Annotated in this window: 15 protein-coding genes; 12 read left to right on the forward strand and 3 right to left on the reverse strand. The window is 50.3% G+C overall.

Features of this window, described 5'->3' with window-relative positions; genetic code table 11:
• Positions 1–12: 12 nt before the first annotated feature.
• On the reverse strand, positions 13–807 hold the full coding sequence (gene gloB / locus QWY20_RS00065) for a hydroxyacylglutathione hydrolase (protein ID WP_330127000.1): 795 nt from the start codon (positions 805–807) through the stop codon (positions 13–15).
• Positions 808–854: 47 nt separating this feature from the next.
• On the opposite strand from gloB, the gene QWY20_RS00070 reads away from it, so the two are divergent.
• Positions 855–1,598 (forward strand): class I SAM-dependent methyltransferase, encoded by a 744-nt coding sequence (locus QWY20_RS00070; RefSeq protein WP_330127001.1) that lies wholly within the window; start codon positions 855–857, stop codon positions 1,596–1,598.
• Here the strand turns inward: QWY20_RS00070 and QWY20_RS00075 are convergent.
• Positions 1,580–3,685 carry a UDP-N-acetylmuramoyl-tripeptide--D-alanyl-D-alanine ligase gene (locus QWY20_RS00075; protein WP_330127002.1) on the reverse strand — a complete coding sequence of 702 codons (2,106 nt, stop codon included), beginning with the start codon at positions 3,683–3,685 and terminating at the stop codon, positions 1,580–1,582. The genes QWY20_RS00070 and QWY20_RS00075 overlap by 19 nt on opposite strands.
• Before the next feature lie 1,171 nt (positions 3,686–4,856).
• Here QWY20_RS00075 and QWY20_RS00080 point away from each other — a divergent pair.
• The 10 genes from QWY20_RS00080 (at position 4,857) to QWY20_RS00125 (ending at position 18,057) form a co-directional block, all read left to right on the forward strand.
• Positions 4,857–7,532 carry a hypothetical protein gene (locus QWY20_RS00080; RefSeq protein ID WP_330127003.1) on the forward strand — a complete coding sequence of 892 codons (2,676 nt, stop codon included), beginning with the start codon at positions 4,857–4,859 and terminating at the stop codon, positions 7,530–7,532.
• Positions 7,533–7,586: 54 nt separating this feature from the next.
• Complete coding sequence (locus QWY20_RS00085; protein WP_330127004.1) at positions 7,587–9,734, forward strand: type I secretion system permease/ATPase; 2,148 nt, start codon at positions 7,587–7,589, stop codon at positions 9,732–9,734.
• Positions 9,724–11,124 (forward strand): HlyD family type I secretion periplasmic adaptor subunit, encoded by a 1,401-nt coding sequence (locus QWY20_RS00090; protein WP_330127005.1) that lies wholly within the window; start codon positions 9,724–9,726, stop codon positions 11,122–11,124. The genes QWY20_RS00085 and QWY20_RS00090 overlap by 11 nt, the downstream gene beginning before the upstream one ends.
• Before the next feature lie 4 nt (positions 11,125–11,128).
• Complete coding sequence (locus QWY20_RS00095; RefSeq protein ID WP_330127006.1) at positions 11,129–12,460, forward strand: TolC family outer membrane protein; 1,332 nt, start codon at positions 11,129–11,131, stop codon at positions 12,458–12,460.
• Between the two features lie 5 nt (positions 12,461–12,465).
• On the forward strand, positions 12,466–13,104 hold the full coding sequence (locus tag QWY20_RS00100; protein ID WP_330127007.1) for a hypothetical protein: 639 nt from the start codon (positions 12,466–12,468) through the stop codon (positions 13,102–13,104).
• An 8-nt stretch (positions 13,105–13,112) separates the two neighbouring features.
• On the forward strand, positions 13,113–13,766 hold the full coding sequence (locus tag QWY20_RS00105; protein WP_330127008.1) for a transglutaminase-like cysteine peptidase: 654 nt from the start codon (positions 13,113–13,115) through the stop codon (positions 13,764–13,766).
• Between the two features lie 2 nt (positions 13,767–13,768).
• The gene (locus QWY20_RS00110) at positions 13,769–15,709 is read left to right on the forward strand and encodes a bifunctional diguanylate cyclase/phosphodiesterase (RefSeq protein ID WP_330127009.1); all 1,941 of its coding nucleotides are present in this window, start codon (positions 13,769–13,771) and stop codon (positions 15,707–15,709) included.
• A complete protein-coding gene (locus QWY20_RS00115) occupies positions 15,706–16,278 on the forward strand; it encodes an OmpA family protein (RefSeq protein WP_330127010.1) in 573 nt (190 codons plus the stop codon). Before QWY20_RS00110 ends, QWY20_RS00115 begins: the two co-directional genes overlap by 4 nt.
• A gap of 41 nt (positions 16,279–16,319) precedes the next feature.
• Positions 16,320–17,645, forward strand: coding sequence for a DEAD/DEAH box helicase (locus QWY20_RS00120; RefSeq protein WP_330127012.1), 1,326 nt, complete (start codon positions 16,320–16,322; stop codon positions 17,643–17,645).
• A 199-nt stretch (positions 17,646–17,844) separates the two neighbouring features.
• Complete coding sequence (locus QWY20_RS00125) at positions 17,845–18,057, forward strand: cold-shock protein (protein ID WP_330127013.1); 213 nt, start codon at positions 17,845–17,847, stop codon at positions 18,055–18,057.
• 51 nt (positions 18,058–18,108) lie between these two features.
• On the opposite strand, the gene dinB is transcribed toward QWY20_RS00125, so the two are convergent.
• Positions 18,109–19,170, reverse strand: coding sequence for a DNA polymerase IV (dinB, locus tag QWY20_RS00130; protein WP_407935383.1), 1,062 nt, complete (start codon positions 19,168–19,170; stop codon positions 18,109–18,111).
• Between the two features lie 248 nt (positions 19,171–19,418).
• Between dinB and glyA the strand changes: the two genes are divergently transcribed.
• Positions 19,419–20,672, forward strand: a complete 1,254-nt coding sequence (gene glyA, locus QWY20_RS00135) for a serine hydroxymethyltransferase (RefSeq protein ID WP_330127014.1) — start codon at positions 19,419–19,421, stop codon at positions 20,670–20,672.
• Positions 20,673–20,711: the final 39 nt, after the last annotated feature.

Genomic DNA, 20,711 nt, shown 5'->3' on the forward strand with positions numbered 1-20,711 from the left:
ATTGATTGCAAGTCAGGATTTAAAGTGGTCTTTTTCAAGGCGAAGTGCTGTGAAAATCGCCTGCTCGGACTTGCCTGGATATTTTCTTTGCAGATCAGGCAAATGGCAACGCAAAAAAGGGTTGATGTTTTTTTCAACGGCCAGGTTAGTCGGTAAGGTTGGCAATTGATTGTTACGCAGTTGCTGGCATGTTGCCTGATGCGCTATTACGGCCTGGTTTTCTGGCTCTACAGCCCGGGCAAAAGTCAAATTGGCGAGTGTGTACTCATGGGTACAATACACCTGGGTGTTATCAGGCAGTGCAGCCAATCGCTGCAATGATTGGTGCATTTGCTCCGGGCTGCCTTCGAACAGGCGGCCGCAACCGGCGCTGAATAAGGTATCGCCACAAAACAGCAAGGGATGGTCGTCGGTGGCGCTTTGGTAAAAAGCAATATGCCCTAAGGTATGGCCAGGCAGATGCAACACCTCAAACTCCAGGCCCAGCTCAGGCAAGTGCACGCGATCGCCATCCTGCACGGTTTCTGTCAGGCTTGGGATCCGCTCAGCTTCATACCGAGGCCCGATAATCTGTATATCTGGCCACTGTTGTTTCAGGGCGGCTATGCCATCGGTGTGATCCCAATGATGGTGAGTGATCAGAATACAGCTCAGTTGCTTGTGGGCTTGTTGGGCAAACTGCAATACGACCTCAGCATCGCCGGGGTCAACCACCACCAGGGCGTCGCAATCCGGCTTAGTCAGACACCAGATATAATTGTCCTGAAAAGCGGCTAATGGGGTGATGGTCAGTTTCTCTGGCTGCATCTGGTATACTCAATCGAATGGTATCACTTTGAAGGTAGCAAGCGTTGATGAAACCCGCCTTAAGCGTCAGTAACCGGCCAGGTCCTGCCAGTTGGCAGCAGATCCCGCAAGGCGAGGCTCTGCGGGCTGCGACCGAGCAGTTATTAGCAGACTGGTGGCCGCAAATCTTTGGCTATTACCTGTTGAAGGTGGGTGATCTCAGTTGTCAGCTTGATACCTCGGCTAGTCCTATTAAGCATCATATTCATCTTGGGATCAAGGCTGAGAACCGGCAGCTAAGCGCTGACTCGGATGCTTTACCCTTGCTGGACTTGAGTGTGGATGCGCTTTTGCTGTGTCACGCGCATGAATTTTGCAGTGATCCACACCATTTGATGCGGGAAATGCACCGGGTTTTGCGGGCTGATGGTTATTTGCTGCTTAGTGGTTTTAATCCGATCAGTCTGGCTGGTTTATTAAAACTCAATCCCTGGTTCAAAGAGAAAGTACCATGGAATGGTCGTTTTTTTACCTTATCGCGCTTAAAAGACTGGTTGTATTTGCTGGGTTTTGAGGTGGTGATGGAACAACGTTTTTATGCCTCAAGTTTACTGGGTAACGAGCCAGCGACCAGTAGATGGCGTAGCTTCCTGGCCCGTGGGTTTGGTAGCAGCTATTTGTTGGTTGCCCGAAAACGCGAGCTGCCGTTAACACCCATCCGGCCGAAATGGCAACTGGCCAGCGATTATCCGCAAGCGGTGCGGGGGACTTTAACTACTAATCGGGTACGTGATCAGAAAACAGAGCTCTGATTTAAGCTATCGGAGGTGTTTAGCTTCTCAAAGTGGCTAACAACTTTATGCAAACCAATTCCATTGGATGCTTTAAAAACTATGAGATCATCCTCTTGCAGCTCATCTAGCAAGGCTTGTTGTAGCAAGCGGAGATCATGCCAACAGCTAAGGTCCGCTTGGTTGGCAAGCAAAGGTTTCAAAGAGGTCATGTGGGTGCCAACCAGATACAGTTTGTCCGGGTGAGCGCTTTCAATGTCAGAAACTAATGCCCTGTGCAGCGTCCGGGACTGATCGCCTAATTCCAGCATATCCCCCAAGACCAGCAGCATACGACCAGGCCTCGGAATTTCTTCCAACATTTGCAGCAAAGCCTTCATCGATGCTGGATTTGCGTTGTACGAATCGTCCAGTAAAACAATGTTTCCTTTTGCCAATCTGATCTGATGTTGACGGCCACGACCAGAAATAGCTTCAAAGCTGGCCAAGATTTCTGCCAGTTCCGTTAGTGGGAGCTGCAAATGATGTGCAACAGCCAAAGTTGCCAAACTGTTTTTGGCTTGATGCAAACCAGGGCTGCCTAGATGAAATTTCAGTCGCTGCCCGACTACGTCAACCTCGATTTCTGAATGGTTTGCTTGCAACAGCCGGATATCGGCTTCAGGGTGACAACCGAAACTAATCAGCTTCAATGCTCTTGCTTTCGCCTCAGCAGCCATAATGGGCCATTGTGGCAGATCTCGATTGACCACTGCTAAGCTACCTGGTGCCATCTCGTGGAAAATGCGACTTTTTTTACGGGCAATATTTTCTACGTTTTTGTGGTACTCAAGATGTGCTGGGGCGATGGTAGTGATAATTGCTATATCTGGTCTGGCTATCCGGCTACTAAGTCGGATGCTGCCTATTGCCAGCTCCAAAGCGATGAACTTGGCATCCCAAGGCATTGACGCCAGATTCCATGCAACACCTAACGGCAGGTTGGCGTTAGCACAACTGCTTACTGTTTTTCCAAACGACTGCAGGCAATGTTGCAACATGGCGATCATGGTACTTTTGCCTGCACTGCCGGTGACTGCAATTACCGAGCCTTTCATCCGGCTACGAGCAAAACTGCCAAGCTCGAGAACTGCTTGCCGACAATCACTCACCAGTAAGGTTGGAATTTGAGGCTCAATGGCAACGGGCGACTCTGCCAGTATGGCTGCTATCTGCAAACAATTTGCTGTCAATTGAGCGATTTTGAAACCTGCATCTGTTTCAGTTGGTGCTCTCATTGCCAGACAGTGGTCTCCCAAACCATGAGAACTTATAGCAACTCTGTCTATCCGAAGGTTTGTTGGTGGTCTCTTGTACCAGACACCATTAGTTGCCAGTGCCAGGCTAGCTGCACTCCATGATTTGTCCAAAGTATTTTGGGGTGGAGCTGGGATGCTAACTTTTTGTCTGCTATCAAGGAACCGGGCGTAAGCAATGAATCCTGAAAGGTAATGCTCAATATCGTCAATTCGGATCCGAAAAGCATGGTGACGAATAAAAAAGCTTCCCTTAATTCGCTCTGGATGTCGGTAAAACATGGCCAGCTCAGGCCAGAAAAATCCGTTCAACATATGTTGCGCACGCTGCTGCATTGCAAAGTAAAATTTTTCGAGATTAAGGCTGTGGTATAGATGGTAAAGCTCAGGATGTTGTACTAATTGCTCAAACAATTGCTGAGCGGCCATCATCAGTTCCAATAAGGTTGGAAAGGTGGTGATGCGTTCAATTACAAAATCCAGATACCCCATCACGTTTTGCAAGCCAAACTGGAAGTATTTAGCTTCCGGCCGGTATTTAACCAACTCGTTGATGCTGTAACTGAGCCAATGGTCATGTGCTTTCCAGTGCTCACGGGCAATAAAATCATCAAAAGCCAGTGCTGCAGCATCCAGCCAACGTTGTTCTTTGCTGATTGCGTAGTATCTAAGCAAAGCGAAGCAAGCCTCGCCATCGTAATAGATGATGCGAAACTCTTGTTTCACACTGAAATCATGGCTATTGAGGACATGGACAAAACGGCCATTACTTGGATCCTGCATGCTCAGGATACCAGCCGCCAGTTGTAGCATCAGTGGCTTGTAATGATCGCTACCGGTTATTTCGGTGTACTTGCACAACGCCAGCAAGCACAGTGCATTGCCTCCCAACTTTATCTCGTTGCGCTCATCTTGTAGAAACGCCAGCTGCTGTCCACGGGCATCAGTTTTATAGAGCAACATCTGTTCTGTAAGCACTTGAAGAGCCCGCTCGATAGCAGTCTGGACTTCCTTTCGGGGATTGAACTCACAGGCTTCAATTAAAGCATAGGTTGAGCTGGCATGGCGCAGTGTATTGTAGGTTCGGATAGGCCGGTGAAAACAAGGAAAAACACCATAATGATAGCGCCCATCCGATTGCACCTGAGTGGCCAGATAATCGGAAGCCTGATTGATAATGGATGTTAAATGTTTACTGGTGAGCCCTGCTAATTGGCGCCGGCTGGCGTTAGGTCCTGAAGGGTAAAGCAGATGCAACTGGCCATCAGCATCTAAAAAAACTCCCTGAGTTTCCAGTTGCCATACCAGTTGGTCGGGCCCAAGCTCACAGGGATTGGGCAGCTTATTCGTAAAGCGCCGCTGCTGATAGACATCGAAGTTATGCGGGTTAAGCTGACAGTAGCTGATGTCGCTGCCAGCGTACAGCAAGGCATTGGCGTTTAACTCTTGTTCTGTATAAAGCTGCTGTAACTCATGATCAAATGCCAGGCCAAAACGGTAGTAATTGCGTTTGGTATTACGCAGTATCTTGACCAGCTCGCGTATCTTTAATGGTGTTGCGCCAGTGACCCAGTCGATGCGAAGGTACACGACGGTCAGATTTTTAGCTGCAATCAGCTCTGTGCATTGTAGTTGTAATTGCTGCCAGCATAGTTCAAAGGTATCTGCTGAACTATGCACCACCCAACTGCGCTGGGCACCGTTTGATACGGCACAGCAAAAGCAGAATCGCTCAATACCAGGAACCATGGTTGGGCAATTTTTTATTACTTGATGTCGAAGCAGGCTCCAGGGAATGTCAGTTTGCATAACCATGTATGGGAAGCTTTGATAAGCTGTACTTTAACATGTGGAAAAAATATAAGCAGCCAAAGCATACATTTTGGAGCAAAACAAGTTGCAGCCTTTAGATTTGTTGATTTTATCGCCATTCTGATAGACAATTGCAAATGTTGATGGCCGTAGGCAGTAAAAGGAATTATGTATGTTGAAGCAGTTGGTTACCGTTGAACCGGTTTTGGTGTTGTCTGTTGGCGGTAAAATCTGGCTAAAACAAGCCAATGGAGATTTAGAACTTGTTAGTGTGGGTCAGCAGCTTCCTGCTGACGCTCAAATTTTCTTTGAGGATGGCGCCAGCATTAATGGCGAACAGCTGGTTGCTTTGCAACTTCCTGATGATCCCATACTCGATCCAATTCTTGCTGCTGAAATTGAAGCGATTCAACAAGCCCTGTTATCCGATCAGGATATTAGCCTGATCCCAGCTGCTGCGGCCGGTGAGAACACTACGGATGGCACGAGCAGTGCCAGTGTGCTTGACCGTGATGGCAATGAAGTTTTACCCACTGCTGGCTACGATACCGATATTGCTACTGCCACGCCAACCACCGATACTCAGGCTTTTATCCCCGATTTTGCAGCGTTGGCTGACGATGCCACTGATCCTGAAGACCCAGACGATACCGATTCAGACGCTGATGCGGATGCCGACGCAGACGCGGATGCCGATGCAGACGCTGATGCCGATGCAGACGCCGATGCGGATGCCGACGCAGATGCCGATGCGGATGCGGACGCCGATGCGGATGCTGATGCGGACGCCGATGCCGACGCCGATGCAGATGCTGATGCTGATGCCGATGCCGATGCAGATGCGGACGCCGATGCGGATGCTGATGCGGACGCCGATGCCGACGCCGATGCAGACGCCGATGCAGATGCTGATGCCGATGCAGACGCCGATGCGGACGCCGATGCCGACGCCGACGCCGATGCGGATGCCGATGCGGACGCCGATGCGGATGCTGATGCTGATGCTGATGCTGATGCTGATGCTGATGCCGACGCCGACGCCGATGCGGACGCCGATGCCGATGCGGATGCCGACGCAGATGCCGATGCGGATGCCGATGCCGATGCGGACGCCGATGCGGATGCCGACGCAGACGCCGACGCCGACGCCGATGCCGATGCGGATGCCGACGCCGACGCAGATGCCGATGCGGATGCGGACGCCGATGCGGATGCTGATGCGGACGCCGATGCCGATGCAGATGCTGATGCTGATGCCGATGCCGATGCAGATGCGGACGCCGATGCGGATGCTGATGCGGACGCCGATGCCGACGCCGATGCAGACGCCGATGCAGATGCTGATGCCGATGCAGACGCCGATGCGGACGCCGATGCCGACGCCGACGCCGACGCCGATGCGGACGCCGATGCGGATGCCGATGCGGATGCTGATGCTGATGCTGATGCCGACGCCGACGCCGACGCCGATGCGGACGCCGATGCCGATGCGGATGCCGACGCAGATGCCGATGCGGATGCCGATGCCGATGCGGATGCCGACGCAGACGCCGACGCCGATGCCGATGCCGATGCCGATGCAGATGCTGATGCTGATGCCGATGCCGATGCCGATGCAGATGCGGACGCCGATGCGGATGCCGATGCGGACGCTGATGCCGATGCGGATGCAGACGCCGATGCGGATGCCGATGCCGATGCGGACGCCGATGCCGACGCCGACGCCGATGCAGACGCCGATGCCGATGCTGATGCTGATGCTGATGCTGATGCCGATGCGGACGCCGATGCTGATGCCGATGCGGATGCCGATGCGGACGCCGATGCGGATGCCGATGCGGACGCCGATGCGGATGCTGATGCAGACGCCGATGCGGACGCCGATGCCGACGCAGACGCCGATGCGGATGCCGACGCAGACGCCGATGCAGACGCCGATGCAGACGCCGACGCCGATGCGGATGCCGACGCAGACGCTGATGCGGATGCCGACGCCGATGCGGATGCAGATGCCGATGCCGATGCCGATGCCGATGCGGACGCCGATGCGGACGCCGATGCGGATGCTGATGCAGACGCCGATGCGGACGCAGATGCAGACGCCGACGCCGATGCGGATGCAGATTCAGATCCGATTATCGACTACATGGCTTTCTATGTGCTTACTGAAGGTGACGGGTTTTTCTACTTTAAAATTAATGATTTCCCAGTCGATTTCGATTTTAGCCATATAGGTGCTCTGATGGAGGCTATGCAACTTGCTAGCTACCTAGTGTTTGATACCGTCGTATCTTCTCAAGGCCAGTTTTTCGATACAGATGGTAATGTCATTTCATTGCCTGGCGGTTTTCCAACGGATGGGAATGGCGATGTAGGTGGGTCTGGTGTGATTGAGGTAAATTATGACGATTTCACCAGTGGTCTGGTTGATTTTGTAAGTCCGCTATCTAGTAATGATTCGTTAGATATTTTCTCAGCTGGCGATGAAGTAGGCGATCTTGACGTGCTACAGAGCAGTTTGCTGGCAGATGAACCATTGTTAATCAGTGACGACTTTATAAAAGCTTCTGAATCAGATGCTGCCATCAACTCAGAGAGTATCGAAGGTATTCTGTTGCAAGATTTATTTCCTGAGCTGAGCTCTGAAAGTCTTGAGCAGCTTTTGCAGCTGGTTAGTAATGAGCAAGGGGAGGCCGTCCTGCAGGTACAGGATCCGACAACAGGTGACGTACAATCTGTGGTTATTGCCGAGTTAGACTACCAGCAAGTCATTGAACATTTTGGAACGGCTGAACAAGCCATTGATGTTTGGCTTGATCTTGGCCATTTGATGATGGATCCGACCTAAATACAATAAGAAAGTGCAGAGGTGAGAGCCTCTGCACCAAATAAGAACGGATAAATGCAACAAAATTCCTCGCAACAAATACCAGTGGATCCGCTGGAGCGTGATCCTATTTTGCAGTGCCTGGTGTTTTTTACCAAGCACTACGGCCGGCCTTTTTCCGCGAAGACTTTGAGTATGGGGCTGCCTTTGCAAGATGGTCGTCTGCAGCTCAAAGATATTCCCCGTGCAGCACAGCGGGGAGGGCTAGCCGCAAAATTTTCTGAAAAACACTTCAGTCAATTGCAAGACGATTTTTTGCCTTGTGTACTGCTTTTGCAGCAGGGAAAAGCCTGTATTTTACTGGCACGTAATGAAAGTACAGGAACTGTCACGGTTTCCTGGCCAGAGGTCGAAGACTCAGAAGAAGAGCTAGCTGCAGAAGAACTGTCCAAACGCTTTGTTGGTCATGTGCTTTTAGTGAAAAAAAAGCACCGCTTTGATAAAAGAGCTCCCAAGGTTTTGCATACTCTGGATGGGCATTGGTTTTGGGATACCATCAAGTTGTCTGCGCCGATTTATCGGGATGCGTTATTGGCTGCATTCTTTATCAATCTGTTTGCCATCGCAATCCCGCTTTATGTGATGAATGTGTACGATCGGGTGGTACCCAACTTAGCGCTTGATACTCTCTGGGTACTCACCAGTGGTATGGTGTTGATCTTTATTTTTGATTTTATTCTCAAACAGTTACGCGGCTATCTTCTGGATATTGCAGCCAAAAAGTCCGATGTGCTGCTTTCTGCACGCTTGTTCGAGAAAATGCTGAATCTAAAAGCCAAAGCCAGACCTAATTCCCTTGGCGCTTTTACCCGCAATGTGCAGGAGTTTGATGCTATTCGTGATTTTGTAGCCTCATCCACCATAGCGGCTTTAATCGACCTGCCATTTGCCTTGCTGTTCTTTTTGGTTATTTATTTTATCGCCGGCCCTATCGCCTTAGTCCTATTGGTTGCCATCGCTGCTATGTTGCTGTTTTCACTGTGGGTACTGAAGCGCATGGCTACTCAGGTTGAGCAAGGCAGTCGGGTCAATAGCCAAAAACAAGCACATCTGGTTGAGTCGCTGGCCGGGCTGGATTCATTAAAGCTGGCTGGTGCTGAAAGTCAGTTTCAGGGCAAGTGGGAGTCTCTGGTATCGGATAGTGCCAACTGGTCGATGCAAACCAAAAAATACACTGTGGCAGTCGCCAGTGTGACCAGTTTCATTCAGCATCTGGTGACCATTGGTATAGTGGTGAGCGGTGTGTATCTGATTATGGACAATCAGTTGAGTTTTGGTGGCTTAGTTGCTTTTGTTTTACTGGGTAACCGCATGGTGGCCCCATTTGCGCAAATTTCATTACTTTCTACCCGTTATCAAAGTGCAAGGGCAGCGCTGTCTCATTTAGAACAGCTGATGGATTTGGAGGAAGAGCAAACCGATCATTATCTGCATCGAGGTTATTTCGATGGCAAAATTGAGTTTGATCGGGTCAGTTTTAGTTACCCTGGTACGCAGCATCAGGTGCTAAAAGACGTGAGCTTTACCATTCGACCAGGAGAGAAAGTGGCGATTATCGGCCGAATTGGCAGTGGAAAAACAACCATCGAAAAATTGATGTTGCAGTTCTACCAGCCTGATCAGGGCGCTATACGGTTTGATGGTGTCGATAGCCAACAAATTAACCCGGCAGATTTACGGCAAAAAATTGGTTGTGTACCACAAGACATCAATTTGTTTTATGGCAGTGTGCGTGACAACATTACCCTGGGTGTGCCGCATGTGGACGATGAGCGGGTTCTTAAAGCGGCTCGTCTTGCTGGGGTAACTCAGTTTACCGATCATGAGCCTAATGGTTTGGACCGACAAGTGGGTGAGCGGGGAAGTTATTTATCCGGTGGGCAACGACAAAGTGTTGCCATGGCTCGGGCTTTGTTGTTTAACCCGCCGATTTTGGTGCTGGATGAGCCAACCAGTCATATGGATAGTTACACCGAGTTTCAGCTAACCCGCCATATTAGCCAGGTCGCTAAGGAAAAAACGTTGGTATTGATTACGCATAAAATGTCGATGCTGGAGTTGGTAGATCGGGTTATCGTGTTGGAAAAAGGCAGGGTAGTCGCTGATGGCGAAAAAAACTCTGTCTTGGCTGCGCTAAAGAAAGGGCGCTCTGATGCTGAGTAAAGCGATAGAGCGTGTATTGAACTGGTTCTGGCCACCGCAACCTGCTATTTCTGAGCAGGAGCTTGAGTACGTTGATAATTTGCATTCCCGCTTGCAATTTAAAACCCCTTACCGCTCCAAACGTATTTTGCTGACTGTTGCAGGGATGGTCGGTATTTTTCTGGTGTGGTCCTGGTTTGCAGAAATCGATGAGGTCTCGCGAGGGCAGGGCCGGGTGATCCCATCCCAACAGCTGCAAGTGGTGCAAAACCTGGAGGGTGGCATTTTGCAGCAGGTGATGGTTCGGGAAGGCGAGCAGGTCCGGCAGGGCCAGGTTTTGATGGGGATTGATCAAACCCGTTTCCGGGCCGATGTGCGCGAACAACAGCATCAGCGCACTACGTTGATGGCAGATATTGCCCGTTATCAGGCAGAGTTGGCTTCGGTTCGTGTTGAGTCAACCAGAGCATTTTTACAGATTCAGCCACCGGATTTTAGTCAGTTGGATGCTGACTCGCCTTCACTTTTGTTCTATCAGGCTTTATTTCAGGAGCGTATGCAAGGTTTGGAAAACAGTTTTGCCATCATCGCTGAACAAATTCAGCAACGTCAGCAAGAGCGCTCCGAGATAGAGTCCCGTATCCGCCATTTGGAGCGGAGCATGGCGTTGGTCGAGCAGGAGCTCAACCTGACCCGGCCTCTGGCCCGACGCGGTGTCGTATCTGAAGTCGAATTGTTGCAGCTTGAGCGCCAGTTGAATGAAGTTCAGTCCGAGTTGGCTTCAGCACGTTACAACCTGCCAAAAGTGCTGGCCGCTCTGCAAGAAAGTTTAAGGAAGCAAGTTGAAGCAGCGTTGCAGTTTCGAACTGAAAGCCAGCAAAAGTTAGCTGAGGCATCGTCTCGCTTAGCGGTGTTGGAAGAGTCTCTGGTTCAGCTTTCTGATCGGTTAACCCGCACTCAGGTGGTATCACCGGTTAATGGGGTTATCAACTCGATTCGTATCAATACCATTGGCGGAGTCATTCAACCCGGGATGGATTTGATTGAAATCGTACCACAAGAGGAAGCCCTGGTGGTTGAAGCACGCATGTCACCGCGTGATATTGCTTTTATCCGCCCTGGGTTAACAGCTGTGGTGAAATTAACTGCCTATGATTTTACCATCTATGGTGGTTTAGCTGGTACGCTTGAGTACATCAGTGCCGATGCCATGCTGGATGAGCAGGGTAACAGTTACTATCTGGTTAGGATCCGTACCGAAGGCAGCTTTTTGGATGCCGATGGGGAAGTGTTACCTATCATGCCCGGTATGATGGCATCGGTTGACATTATCACCGGAAAAAGAACACTATTTCAGTATCTTGTTAAACCTATTACCCGAGCTAAACAAAGTGCGCTCAAGGAGAGATGATTTGATGAAACCAAACCGTGCAACATGGATGTTCAGTCTTTGCCTGGGTCTAACGGCCCTTCCAGTGATGAAAGGGCATGCTGACTCCCTAGAGTTTACCGTGGCGCAAACCTTGAATACCAATCCAACGGTTCGTGAGGTGTTTTTTCGCTATCACAGTTATGAGCAGGACACCCGAATAGCCCGTGGTGGATGGATGCCTTCGCTGGATTTGCAAGCGGTGGCACAGCTTAATAAATCGGAGTCACCGATTTCTCGTTTACGCGATGATGTTGAAGATGGCCGTGCCGGCAATGTTTCTTTGACTTTGCGTCAAATGTTGTTCGATGGCTTTTACACAGCACGTGATGTCAACCGCACCAGTGCTGAAGCTCAGGCGGAGTTCTGGAGTTTACTGGCTACCACAGAGGAAGTGGCACTGCAGGTTGCCCGGGTGTATCTCGATGTGCTGAAAACACAGCAGTTAAGAGTGCTGGCGGAGCAAAACCTGCAATCTCATCGTGGTATTTACGAGCAAATTAAAGAGCGGGTGGAGTCGGGGCTTGGTTCACAGTCGGATTTGTCGCAAATACGTGGTCGTTTAGCCAGAGCCCATGCCAATTATTTGGCGGCCCAAAACAATGAAGCCGATGCCAAATCTACTTTTATGGCGGTGACAGGTTACTACCCCCAGGAGTTACGGGCGCCGGTACCGGATATTCGTATGATCCCGGCGTCAAAGCAGCAGTTATTAGAACAAGCGCGCGATCAGCATCCAATTTTAACCGCAGCTAATTTTGATGTGCATGCTGTTGAATTGTTGCAGCTGCAGCAACGCTCCAGTTACTGGCCTCAGTTGCATCTTGAGGTGCAGGCCAATAAGTTTAATCGCTGGCAGCGGGATAACGATTACGTCGATCGGACCCAGGCTCGTTTGGTGTTACGTTACAATCTGTTCAATGGTCGTCGTGACCACCATCAACAGCTAAAAACAGCCTACCGTACCGCTGAAGCGAAAGAAATTCGTGAACGTGCTTATCGCCAGGTGTTGGAAGGCGCGCGTTTATCCTGGCAGGCAGAGCGCACCCTGTTCCAGCAACTGGCCTATTTGCAAGAACATGTGGAAGAAAGTTACAAGACCCAGAGCGCTTATCGTGAGCAATTTGATTTAGGCCGGCGTTCCTTGCTTGATTTGCTGGATACCGAAAATGAGTTGTTTGAGGCTCGTGGTAACTTTGTTAGTGCAGAAATCGATCATCTGTTTGCCAATTACCGAATTTTGCAAGCCAAAGGTGAATTACTGGCGGCACTTAGAATTAATCCGGATGATTTCTTTCTGGCTCAGGGACAGGAGTAAGCACCATGCAAACCATCATGTATAATGTCTGTCTGATTAGCCTGCTAGCCACAGCCTTGCTGGCTTGTAGTCAAAGCCCCAATTACGATGTCCATGGTTTGAGTCAGTCGCAGCTGGCGCAACTAAAAGATCCGGATCAGGATGGTGTTATTCGCCAACGCGATCTGTGTGAGCGAACGACGACGGGAGCTTTAGTCACTGTCGATGGTTGTAGCAAGCAGCAGGTACAGCAGTTTAGCTCTGTGTATGCAGTACAGTTTTACCGGGATGATCGTATTTTAGCCTGTCAGGAACTACGCGGTTTGCTGGCACTAATCAAACATTTTCAGTTAAGTAATGACCCGATTAAACTTACCATCTTTGCTCATCAGCTTGCTGAGCAACCTGCTTTAAACCGTCCGCTTTTTGATAGTCGAGTGGCTTACCTCAAAGAGCGGCTCTGGGCTGAGTACCGCCAGCAATTGCCACCTATTGAGGTAAAAGTAGAGAATGTCACTGCAGCAGAACATTTTGTGATGAATGCCAATCAGCTCGGTATCCGTGCTTACAATCTGGCGACTGGGGAAGTGATGCGCTGGCATATTTATTCGATGGAAGGTCGGCAGCAAAGTGACGTGGAAGCACATTCGGCCAGTGGCTGGTAAGTCTGATTATGTTGCGCCTGAGCGTTTGTATACTGCTGGCTTGCGTCACCACAGGCTGGCTGCTCTGGGCGGAACCGCAGCAGCGGCAGGCACTCAGTTATCTGCAAGCGAACTTTGATGAAAGTGCGATTCGTCGTTATCACGCCTGGCGGTACTTGATTGAACAGCAACAAAGCCAGCCAGGCATGGAACAACTGGAAGCAGTAAATCGCTTTTTTAACTTGTTTCAGTTTGTTGATGATAGCGTACTGTGGGGACAAGAGGATTACTGGGCAACGCCCATTGAATTTATCGGCATGGGTGCTGGTGACTGTGAAGACTTTAGTATTGCCAAGTATTTCACCTTGCTTGAAATGGGTTTTGATATCCAGAAACTGAGGCTGGTGTATGTAAAAGCTGTTCAGCTTAATCAGTTTCATATGGTGCTGGCCTATTACGAAACACCAACGGCTGTACCCTTGATTCTGGACAACCTGGATGGTGCTATTAAGCCAGCTACTCAGCGGCCGGATTTAATTCCGGTCTTTAGTTTTAATGGCCAGCAGCTGTGGTTAAATCGACAGCGGGGCCGGGCTGAAGCGATTGGGTCACCTGAGCGATTGCCGCAGTGGGTTGAATTATTGCAGCGATACGCACATCCACAGCAGCGACAAGGAAAATAACAATGACATTATTTCGGCAACTGCTGGCCTTGATTTTATTAAGTTTAACACTGAGCCTGGCTGGTGCGATCTGGCTAAGCTTTGACAATAGTAGAGCGTTTTTAGCCGAGCAATTGACTACCGACATTGAGAATGCCAGTGTCTCCATGGCCGGTGCATTACAACCACATTTGGATCCACTGCAACCAGTGTTGATTGAAAGTGTGTTAAAAGCTTATGCGGATGGTGGTTTCTATAAGCTGCTGGAGGTGCGTTTGTTCGACTCCGATCGTAACTGGCAGGAGCAGCGTACCGTGGACTTTCAAGGTGTTCCTGCCTGGTTTCAGAACCTGGATCTATTGCCTCAGGTAGAGCGAACCATTGTGTTAAGTAGTGGCTGGTTGCAGTATGGCGAGTTGACCATTATCGGTCATCCGGGCATGGCGTATCGCACTTTGTGGCAGACTTTTATCCAAATGCTGGGGTGGTTTGCTACGTTGACCTTGCTATTGGTTTTGCTGGCTGCCATAGGGGTTCGACGAATTTTGCAGCCCTTGCAGCAGATCCAGACTGTCTCTGCGCTGATCCGGCAGCATCAGTTTGATCAGCCAATCGCTTTGCCAAAGACGCCTGAGTTACGCAGTGTGGTTGAAGCCATTAATCAGATGGCGCAGCAGTTGCAACGGGATTTTTCTGAAAGTGATCAGCGGCAGCAACAGCTTAAGGATCAGGCTTTTCGTGATCCGGTCAGTGGGCTTGGCAATCGTCGCTTCTTCAACCAGCAACTGCAGGCTTGGTTGCAGCAGGAGCCTCGTGGCGTCTTGGCGTTGATCAAAATACCCTCTTTAACTCAACGCGATCAGCAGAGCTTTGTTGCCAGAGATAAAGCCATAGCGCGTGCCAGTCAATTAATGCAACAGCGATGTGCAGGGGTTGCCGATGCGGTGCTATGTCGGTTGGGATTGGATGAGTTTGCGTTGATTTTACCTGGTCAGAGTATTGAGCAAAGTAAAGGGTTGTTGGAGCATCTGCAACAAGCTTTGCTGGAGCTTTTTGCCAGTACCGAACAGCCGGTCTGGATTGGTGCCTGTTGGGTCAATCACTCGGGGTCCATTGCTGAGGTGATGGCAAGGGTCGATCAGGCATTGCAACAGGCTCGAAGTGATAATAACCAGCAGGTGCAGATCCACACTGATAGTCGTGAAGTGACCCAACGTTCTGAATTGGTGTCTATATTACAACAAGCGGTAGAGCAGGGGGCTGTCAGTTTCTCGAAGCAGCCGGTACAGAGGTTGGGTAACCAGCAATTGGTACATTACGAGCTATTTGCGCGACTGGAGTTTCCGGTAGGCACTATGCTACCAGCTGCAAGTTTTATGTCGACATTGGATGAGTATGAATTAGGTTTGCGTTTTGATCAGTTGGCTATTCAGTTGGTCTTGGCGCAACTGACGCAGGAACCTGGTCAGCCTGTGGTGCTGAATTTGTCTGCAGCGTCGCTCAAATCAACCGCCTTTCAACGTTGGTTGGCTATTCAACTACAGCAGCATGTGGATGTGTTGCCATTTTTTGGTCTGGAATGTTCCGAAGAGACGGCGCTATACAACAAAGCAGCAGTGATCAGTCTGGTGCAGTTATTACGGGAGTATGGCGTCCGCTTTGGTCTGGATAGAGTGGGACGTAACTTCTCTTCCATGGCCTATGTGCAACAAGTTCGCCCTGATTACGTCAAAATTGATGCTGCTTTTACCCAGTCCTTAGTTGCATCGCCGCAGGAGAGTGTCTTTCTGACCTCGTTGGTCTCCACCATTCGCGCACTTAGTATCCAGGTGTTGGCTGTGCATATCGAGGACGAGGAGCAATTGCAGCAATTATCGCATTATCGCTTTGATGGTTATCAGGGCTTTTTGCATCAACCAGAACCGTTTTTTTCTAACACCCTTCAACATGGAGAGAAGGCATGAAGTCTTTGTTCAAACTTGTTTTATTGAGCAGTTTACTGCTTGGTTCGCAGTTGCTGTGGGCTGCCAGCGAGGATCCGCGGCAGCGTCCAATTGTACATAAAGAGCCACCTGTCGTTGTGGACTCGGATGGCGATGGTATTCCGGATGAGTGTGATCGTTGCCCGGATACGCCGGCAGGAGACAGGGTGGATGCCTTCGGCTGCAGCATCTTTGAAGCCGATCAGGTGGTGTTGGAAATGGATATTCTGTTTGATTTTGACCAGGCAATCGTCAAGCCGGTATACCTGCCTCAGTTGCAGGAACTTGCCGATTATCTGAAACGCTTTATCAATACCAGGGTCACCATTGCTGGTCATACCGATGACCAAGGCTCTTATGAATACAATCAGGGCTTGTCTGAACGCCGGGCTGAGGCGGTTGCCTCCCTGTTGATTAACCGCTTTGGCATTGATGCAGCCAGAGTGACCACTCGCGGCTATGGTAAAACCCAACCCAGGGCCGAAGGAGCTTCAGAAGCCGCCCGGGCCAGCAACCGGCGGATTGAAGCGATTGTCGAGCCAGCAGACTGATTCTGGGGTATAATGGCGTCATTGATTTTTTGGAGTAACCGATGACGCCTTTTGCCGACTTGGCGCTTGACCCGCGCTTGCTGCGCTCGATTCAGCACCTTGGCTTTACCAAACCAACCGAGATACAGCAGGAAGCTATTCCTGCTGTATTAACGGGAAAAGACTTGCTGGTATCTTCCCGCACCGGCTCAGGCAAAACGCTTGCTTATCTGTTGCCCATGATGCAGCGTTTGCTCCGTAGTAAACCCTTATCTCGTCAGGACGCCAGGGCCTTAATACTGGCGCCAACACGTGAGTTGGCAAAGCAGGTGTATGGTCAGTTACGATTGCTGATTGCTAATACCCCAATCCAAGCTGCTTTACTGCTTGGTGGCGAAAACTTTAATGATCAGGAAAAGCTGCTTAAGCGTCAGCCGCAGATCATTGTCGCCACCCCTGGTCGCTTTTGCGATCATCTGGCACACCGCTCGATTTTTTTGCAAGGGTTGGAGTTACTGATTCTGGATGAAGCCGATCGCATGCTGGATCTTGGCTTTGCCAATGAACTAATGACCATCCATAAAGCTGCTTCTCACCGTTTACGGCAAACCTTGCTATTCTCTGCAACCTTGGATCACATCGACGTGAATGAGTTAGCGCTGGCTTTGCTGCGTAAGCCTCATCGAATTACTACCGACGATGCCCATCAGCAGCATACCGATATCAGCCAGCAGTTTTACCTTTGTGATCACCTGAGCCATAAAGAAGCGCTGCTGGCGCATTTGCTCAAGCATGCAGCAGATTTACGTCAGGTCATTGTGTTTACTGCCACCCGGGCTGATACCGAGCGTTTAGCTGAATGGTTTGCTACCTTGGGCTATCAGGCTATTGGTTTAAGTGGCAAACTAAGCCAGGCAAAACGCAACAGCGTGATGCAAGATTTTGCCAGAGGCAACTACCAAATACTTATTACCACAGACGTTGCCTCGCGTGGTCTGGATTTGTTGCAGGTGTCGCATGTGGTGAACTTTGACTTGCCAAAGTTTGCTGAAGAATACGTGCATCGGGTCGGGCGAACAGGCCGGGCTGGTATGCAAGGTGAGGCTATTTCACTGGTTGGCCCGAAAGACTGGCTCAGTTTGCAGCAGCTGGAGGCTTTTTTTCGCCAGCCCGTGCAATTTTCAGTGATCGATAGTCTGCCTGCACGTTTTACCGGCAAGCCGAAGCCTGTCACCACTTCACAAGTTAAAGCGAAAAAGCAAACTGCTGGCAAACGCTCATCTGACAGAAAAAGCAGCGCGTCAGGCAAGACTGCTAAAGCCGCCACACCACAAGTATTTCAAGCCGGCGATGATGGTAATATTCCGGTACGGCGTAAAAAAAATTAATAGGACATTCATCAACTTTTTAAAGATTCAGTGCTACACTCATTTTATGGTACCCGGCTTTATTGCTGTACCATAACCATGTCGCTACGTTGGCAAGGTGTAGAAGATTAGCAGCCAGTTGTGCTGGTTTGCTGATTGCTCACAAGGTTCACTCAATGATCAGCGCACTGATCAATGAAAGTTAATGTAAGAGAGAGTTATGTCAGATCTAATTACCGGTACTGTTAAGTGGTTTAACGAAGACAAAGGCTTTGGTTTTATCGAACGTGCAGGCGGCAAAGATGTATTTGTGCACTTTCGGGCCATTAATGGTTCCGGCCGCAAAACATTATTGGAAGGTCAGCAAGTGACTTTTGAAATTGTTGATGGCCAAAAAGGTCCTCAGGCTGAAAACGTAACGGTAGTTTCTTAAACCGGAATAGGCTCCATGCAAAGCCAGCGCTTGTCGCTGGTTTTTTATTGTTTAAAGCTCCAGTATCAGTTGTTTATGATCCTGCTCAGTCAGCCCTGCCTGCAAGCCGATGAGTCGCACTGGCCGACCTTCACCCCGTTGCCAGGCGGTGACCAGCAGCGTGCGAGCACTGGCTAGATCAGCGGTTTGCAGTTGCTGCTCGACGGTGGTTTGCTGAAAATCATGAAACTTTAATTTCACAGCCAGTTTATGCACCAGGCTACTGGCCTGATGTCGCTCCAACCGTTGCTGAAGAGTGTTCAGCAAAGCAGGAAGCTCTGCTTCGCAGTCTTGCAAGCTGCATTTATCTTTGGCATAGGTTTGCTCTACACCCACCGACTTACGGACACGTTCAGCGCTGACCGGTCGGTGATCGATGCCCTGACAGCGCTCCAGTAAGGTTTGGCTGTATGCACCAAATTGCCGGATTAAACGGGCCAAAGGCACGTTAAATACATCCGGGCAATACTGCACACCGAGATCCTGCAAACGACTGGCTGTTTTTGGGCCAATACCGGGGATTTTCTGCACGGCCAATCCGGCAACGAAGTCTGCCACCTGATGTGGGCAGATCACAAAAAGCCCATCAGGCTTGTGCTCATCACTGGCAATTTTGGCCAAGAACTTATTCGGTGCCACTCCGGCAGAGGCGGTAAGGCTTGTTTCGGTTTTAATTGCATGGCGGATGGCTTCGGCTATACGGGTTGCACTGCCCTGAAACAAGGGACTACCGCTTACATCCAGATAGGCTTCATCCAGCGACAAGGGTTCAATGGTGTCGCTGTAGCGCTCTAAGATAGCCATGACTTGCTTGCTGGCCTCCTTGTATGCCTGCATTCTTCCGGGGACCAGAAGCAGTTGTGGGCACAGCTTCAGGGCCTGTGCGGTAGGCATGGCGGAGCGAACACCAAAGGCTCGCGCCGGATAATTGCAAGCGGCGATAACCCCCCGACTGCTGGCACTGCCACCCACGGCGATGGGCTTGTCCCGCAGCAATGGGTTATCGCGCATTTCTACTGCAGCAAAAAAACAATCCAAATCGATGTGGATGATTTTACGTTGTGTCATTGCCATGATAGGGTGGTGTATGTATATACAGTATTTTAGGTGCTGATGGTTAAAATGCAAGCGCTCAACCTGAGAATTCGCCGTGCTGTGCGGATTTTTGCACAGCCGCAGTAAGCCTGGATGTTTAGATGGCTAAAATCTGGGTGCATCCTGATGGTTTTGCGGGTAGAATAGGCGGCATTTCAGGCTAGGCCTTCACTCTGGGCCAGGTCTTACTTTGAAATGTGCGTAACAGCTACGCCGCGGGAGAACCTATGTTGAAGCGTGACATGAATATTGCCGATTATGATCCAGCCTTGTGGCAGGCCATTGCCGATGAAACTCAACGTCAGGAAGATCATATTGAACTGATCGCCTCTGAGAACTATGCCAGCCCACGGGTGCTGCAAGCACAAGGCACGCAACTGACCAATAAGTATGCCGAAGGCTACCCGCACAAGCGTTACTATGGTGGCTGTGAGCATGTTGATATTGTGGAAGATCTGGCCATTGCCCGTGCTAAAGAATTATTTGGTGCGGATTACGCCAATGTGCAGCCACATTCAGGTTCTCAGGCCAATTCAGCCGTATTCCTGGCTTTGCTGGAGGCTGGTGATACTATTTTGGGGATGAGCCTGGCCCATGGTGGTCACTTAACCCACGGCGCTACCGTGAGTGCTTCCGGCAAGCTCTACAAATCAGTGCAGTATGGCCTGCATCCCGAAACCGGTGTGATTGACTACGATCAGGCTGAGCAACTGGCGCTGGAACACAAACCCAAGCTGATTATTGCTGGTTTTTCTGCTTACTCAGGCATCGTGGATTGGCAGCGTTTTCGTGCCATTGCCGATAAAGTGGGTGCTTACCTGCTGGTGGATATGGCGCATGTGGCTGGCCTGGTGGCAGCAGGGTTGTATCCGAACCCGGTGCCTTTTGCCGATGTAGTTACTACCACGACCCACAAAACTCTGGCGGGTCCCCGTGGCGGTCTGATCCTGGCTCGCAGCAACGAAGCCATTGAAAAGAAACTGAACTCAGCGGTGTTCCCTGGCAGCCAGGGCGGTCCACTGATGCATGTGATTGCAGCCAAGGCTGTTGCCTTTAAAGAAGCACTGGAACCTGAGTTCAAAGTGTATCAGCAGCAGGTGGTAGTCAATGCCAAAGCGATGTGCGATCAGATGATCAAACGCGGTTACACCATTGTGTCTGGCGGCACAGAGAACCATCTGTTCCTGGTGGATTTGATCAACAAGGACATCACCGGTAAAGATGCGGATGCTGCCCTCGGCCGTGCTCATATTACGGTGAATAAAAACTCCGTGCCAAATGATCCTCGTTCACCTTTTGTGACCAGTGGTCTGCGCATTGGCACTCCAGCAATTACCCGCCGTGGCTTTAAAGAGGCCGAAGCGCGCCTGGTGGCTGATTTTATTTGCGATATACTGGATAACATGGGCGATGAGTCCGTGGTAGACCGGGTACGGGCTCAGGTTTCAGAGCTTTGTGGCCGTTTGCCTGTTTATGCCTAAAGCTTGATTTTCATGCTAAAATGGCCGCTATTGCGGCCA

The sequence above is a fragment of the Alkalimonas cellulosilytica genome, from assembly GCF_036325985.1.
GTDB classification, from domain to species: Bacteria; Pseudomonadota; Gammaproteobacteria; order Enterobacterales; family Alteromonadaceae; genus Alkalimonas; species Alkalimonas cellulosilytica.

What these genes read in the sequence shown, in the direction of transcription:
- QWY20_RS00110 (WP_330127009.1), top strand. Translation starts at nt 13,769, where the DNA reads ATGACATTATTTCGGCAACTGCTGGCCTTGATTTTATTAAGTTTAACA.
- QWY20_RS00080 (WP_330127003.1), top strand. Translation starts at nt 4,857, where the DNA reads ATGTTGAAGCAGTTGGTTACCGTTGAACCGGTTTTGGTGTTGTCTGTT.
- QWY20_RS00085 (WP_330127004.1), top strand. Translation starts at nt 7,587, where the DNA reads ATGCAACAAAATTCCTCGCAACAAATACCAGTGGATCCGCTGGAGCGT.
- QWY20_RS00075 (WP_330127002.1), bottom strand. Translation starts at nt 3,685, where the DNA reads ATGCTACAACTGGCGGCTGGTATCCTGAGCATGCAGGATCCAAGTAAT.
- gloB (WP_330127000.1), bottom strand. Translation starts at nt 807, where the DNA reads ATGCAGCCAGAGAAACTGACCATCACCCCATTAGCCGCTTTTCAGGAC.
- QWY20_RS00070 (WP_330127001.1), top strand. Translation starts at nt 855, where the DNA reads ATGAAACCCGCCTTAAGCGTCAGTAACCGGCCAGGTCCTGCCAGTTGG.
- QWY20_RS00105 (WP_330127008.1), top strand. Translation starts at nt 13,113, where the DNA reads ATGTTGCGCCTGAGCGTTTGTATACTGCTGGCTTGCGTCACCACAGGC.
- QWY20_RS00095 (WP_330127006.1), top strand. Translation starts at nt 11,129, where the DNA reads ATGAAACCAAACCGTGCAACATGGATGTTCAGTCTTTGCCTGGGTCTA.
- QWY20_RS00090 (WP_330127005.1), top strand. Translation starts at nt 9,724, where the DNA reads ATGCTGAGTAAAGCGATAGAGCGTGTATTGAACTGGTTCTGGCCACCG.
- QWY20_RS00125 (WP_330127013.1), top strand. Translation starts at nt 17,845, where the DNA reads ATGTCAGATCTAATTACCGGTACTGTTAAGTGGTTTAACGAAGACAAA.
- dinB (WP_407935383.1), bottom strand. Translation starts at nt 19,170, where the DNA reads ATGGCAATGACACAACGTAAAATCATCCACATCGATTTGGATTGTTTT.
- QWY20_RS00100 (WP_330127007.1), top strand. Translation starts at nt 12,466, where the DNA reads ATGCAAACCATCATGTATAATGTCTGTCTGATTAGCCTGCTAGCCACA.
- QWY20_RS00115 (WP_330127010.1), top strand. Translation starts at nt 15,706, where the DNA reads ATGAAGTCTTTGTTCAAACTTGTTTTATTGAGCAGTTTACTGCTTGGT.
- glyA (WP_330127014.1), top strand. Translation starts at nt 19,419, where the DNA reads ATGTTGAAGCGTGACATGAATATTGCCGATTATGATCCAGCCTTGTGG.
- QWY20_RS00120 (WP_330127012.1), top strand. Translation starts at nt 16,320, where the DNA reads ATGACGCCTTTTGCCGACTTGGCGCTTGACCCGCGCTTGCTGCGCTCG.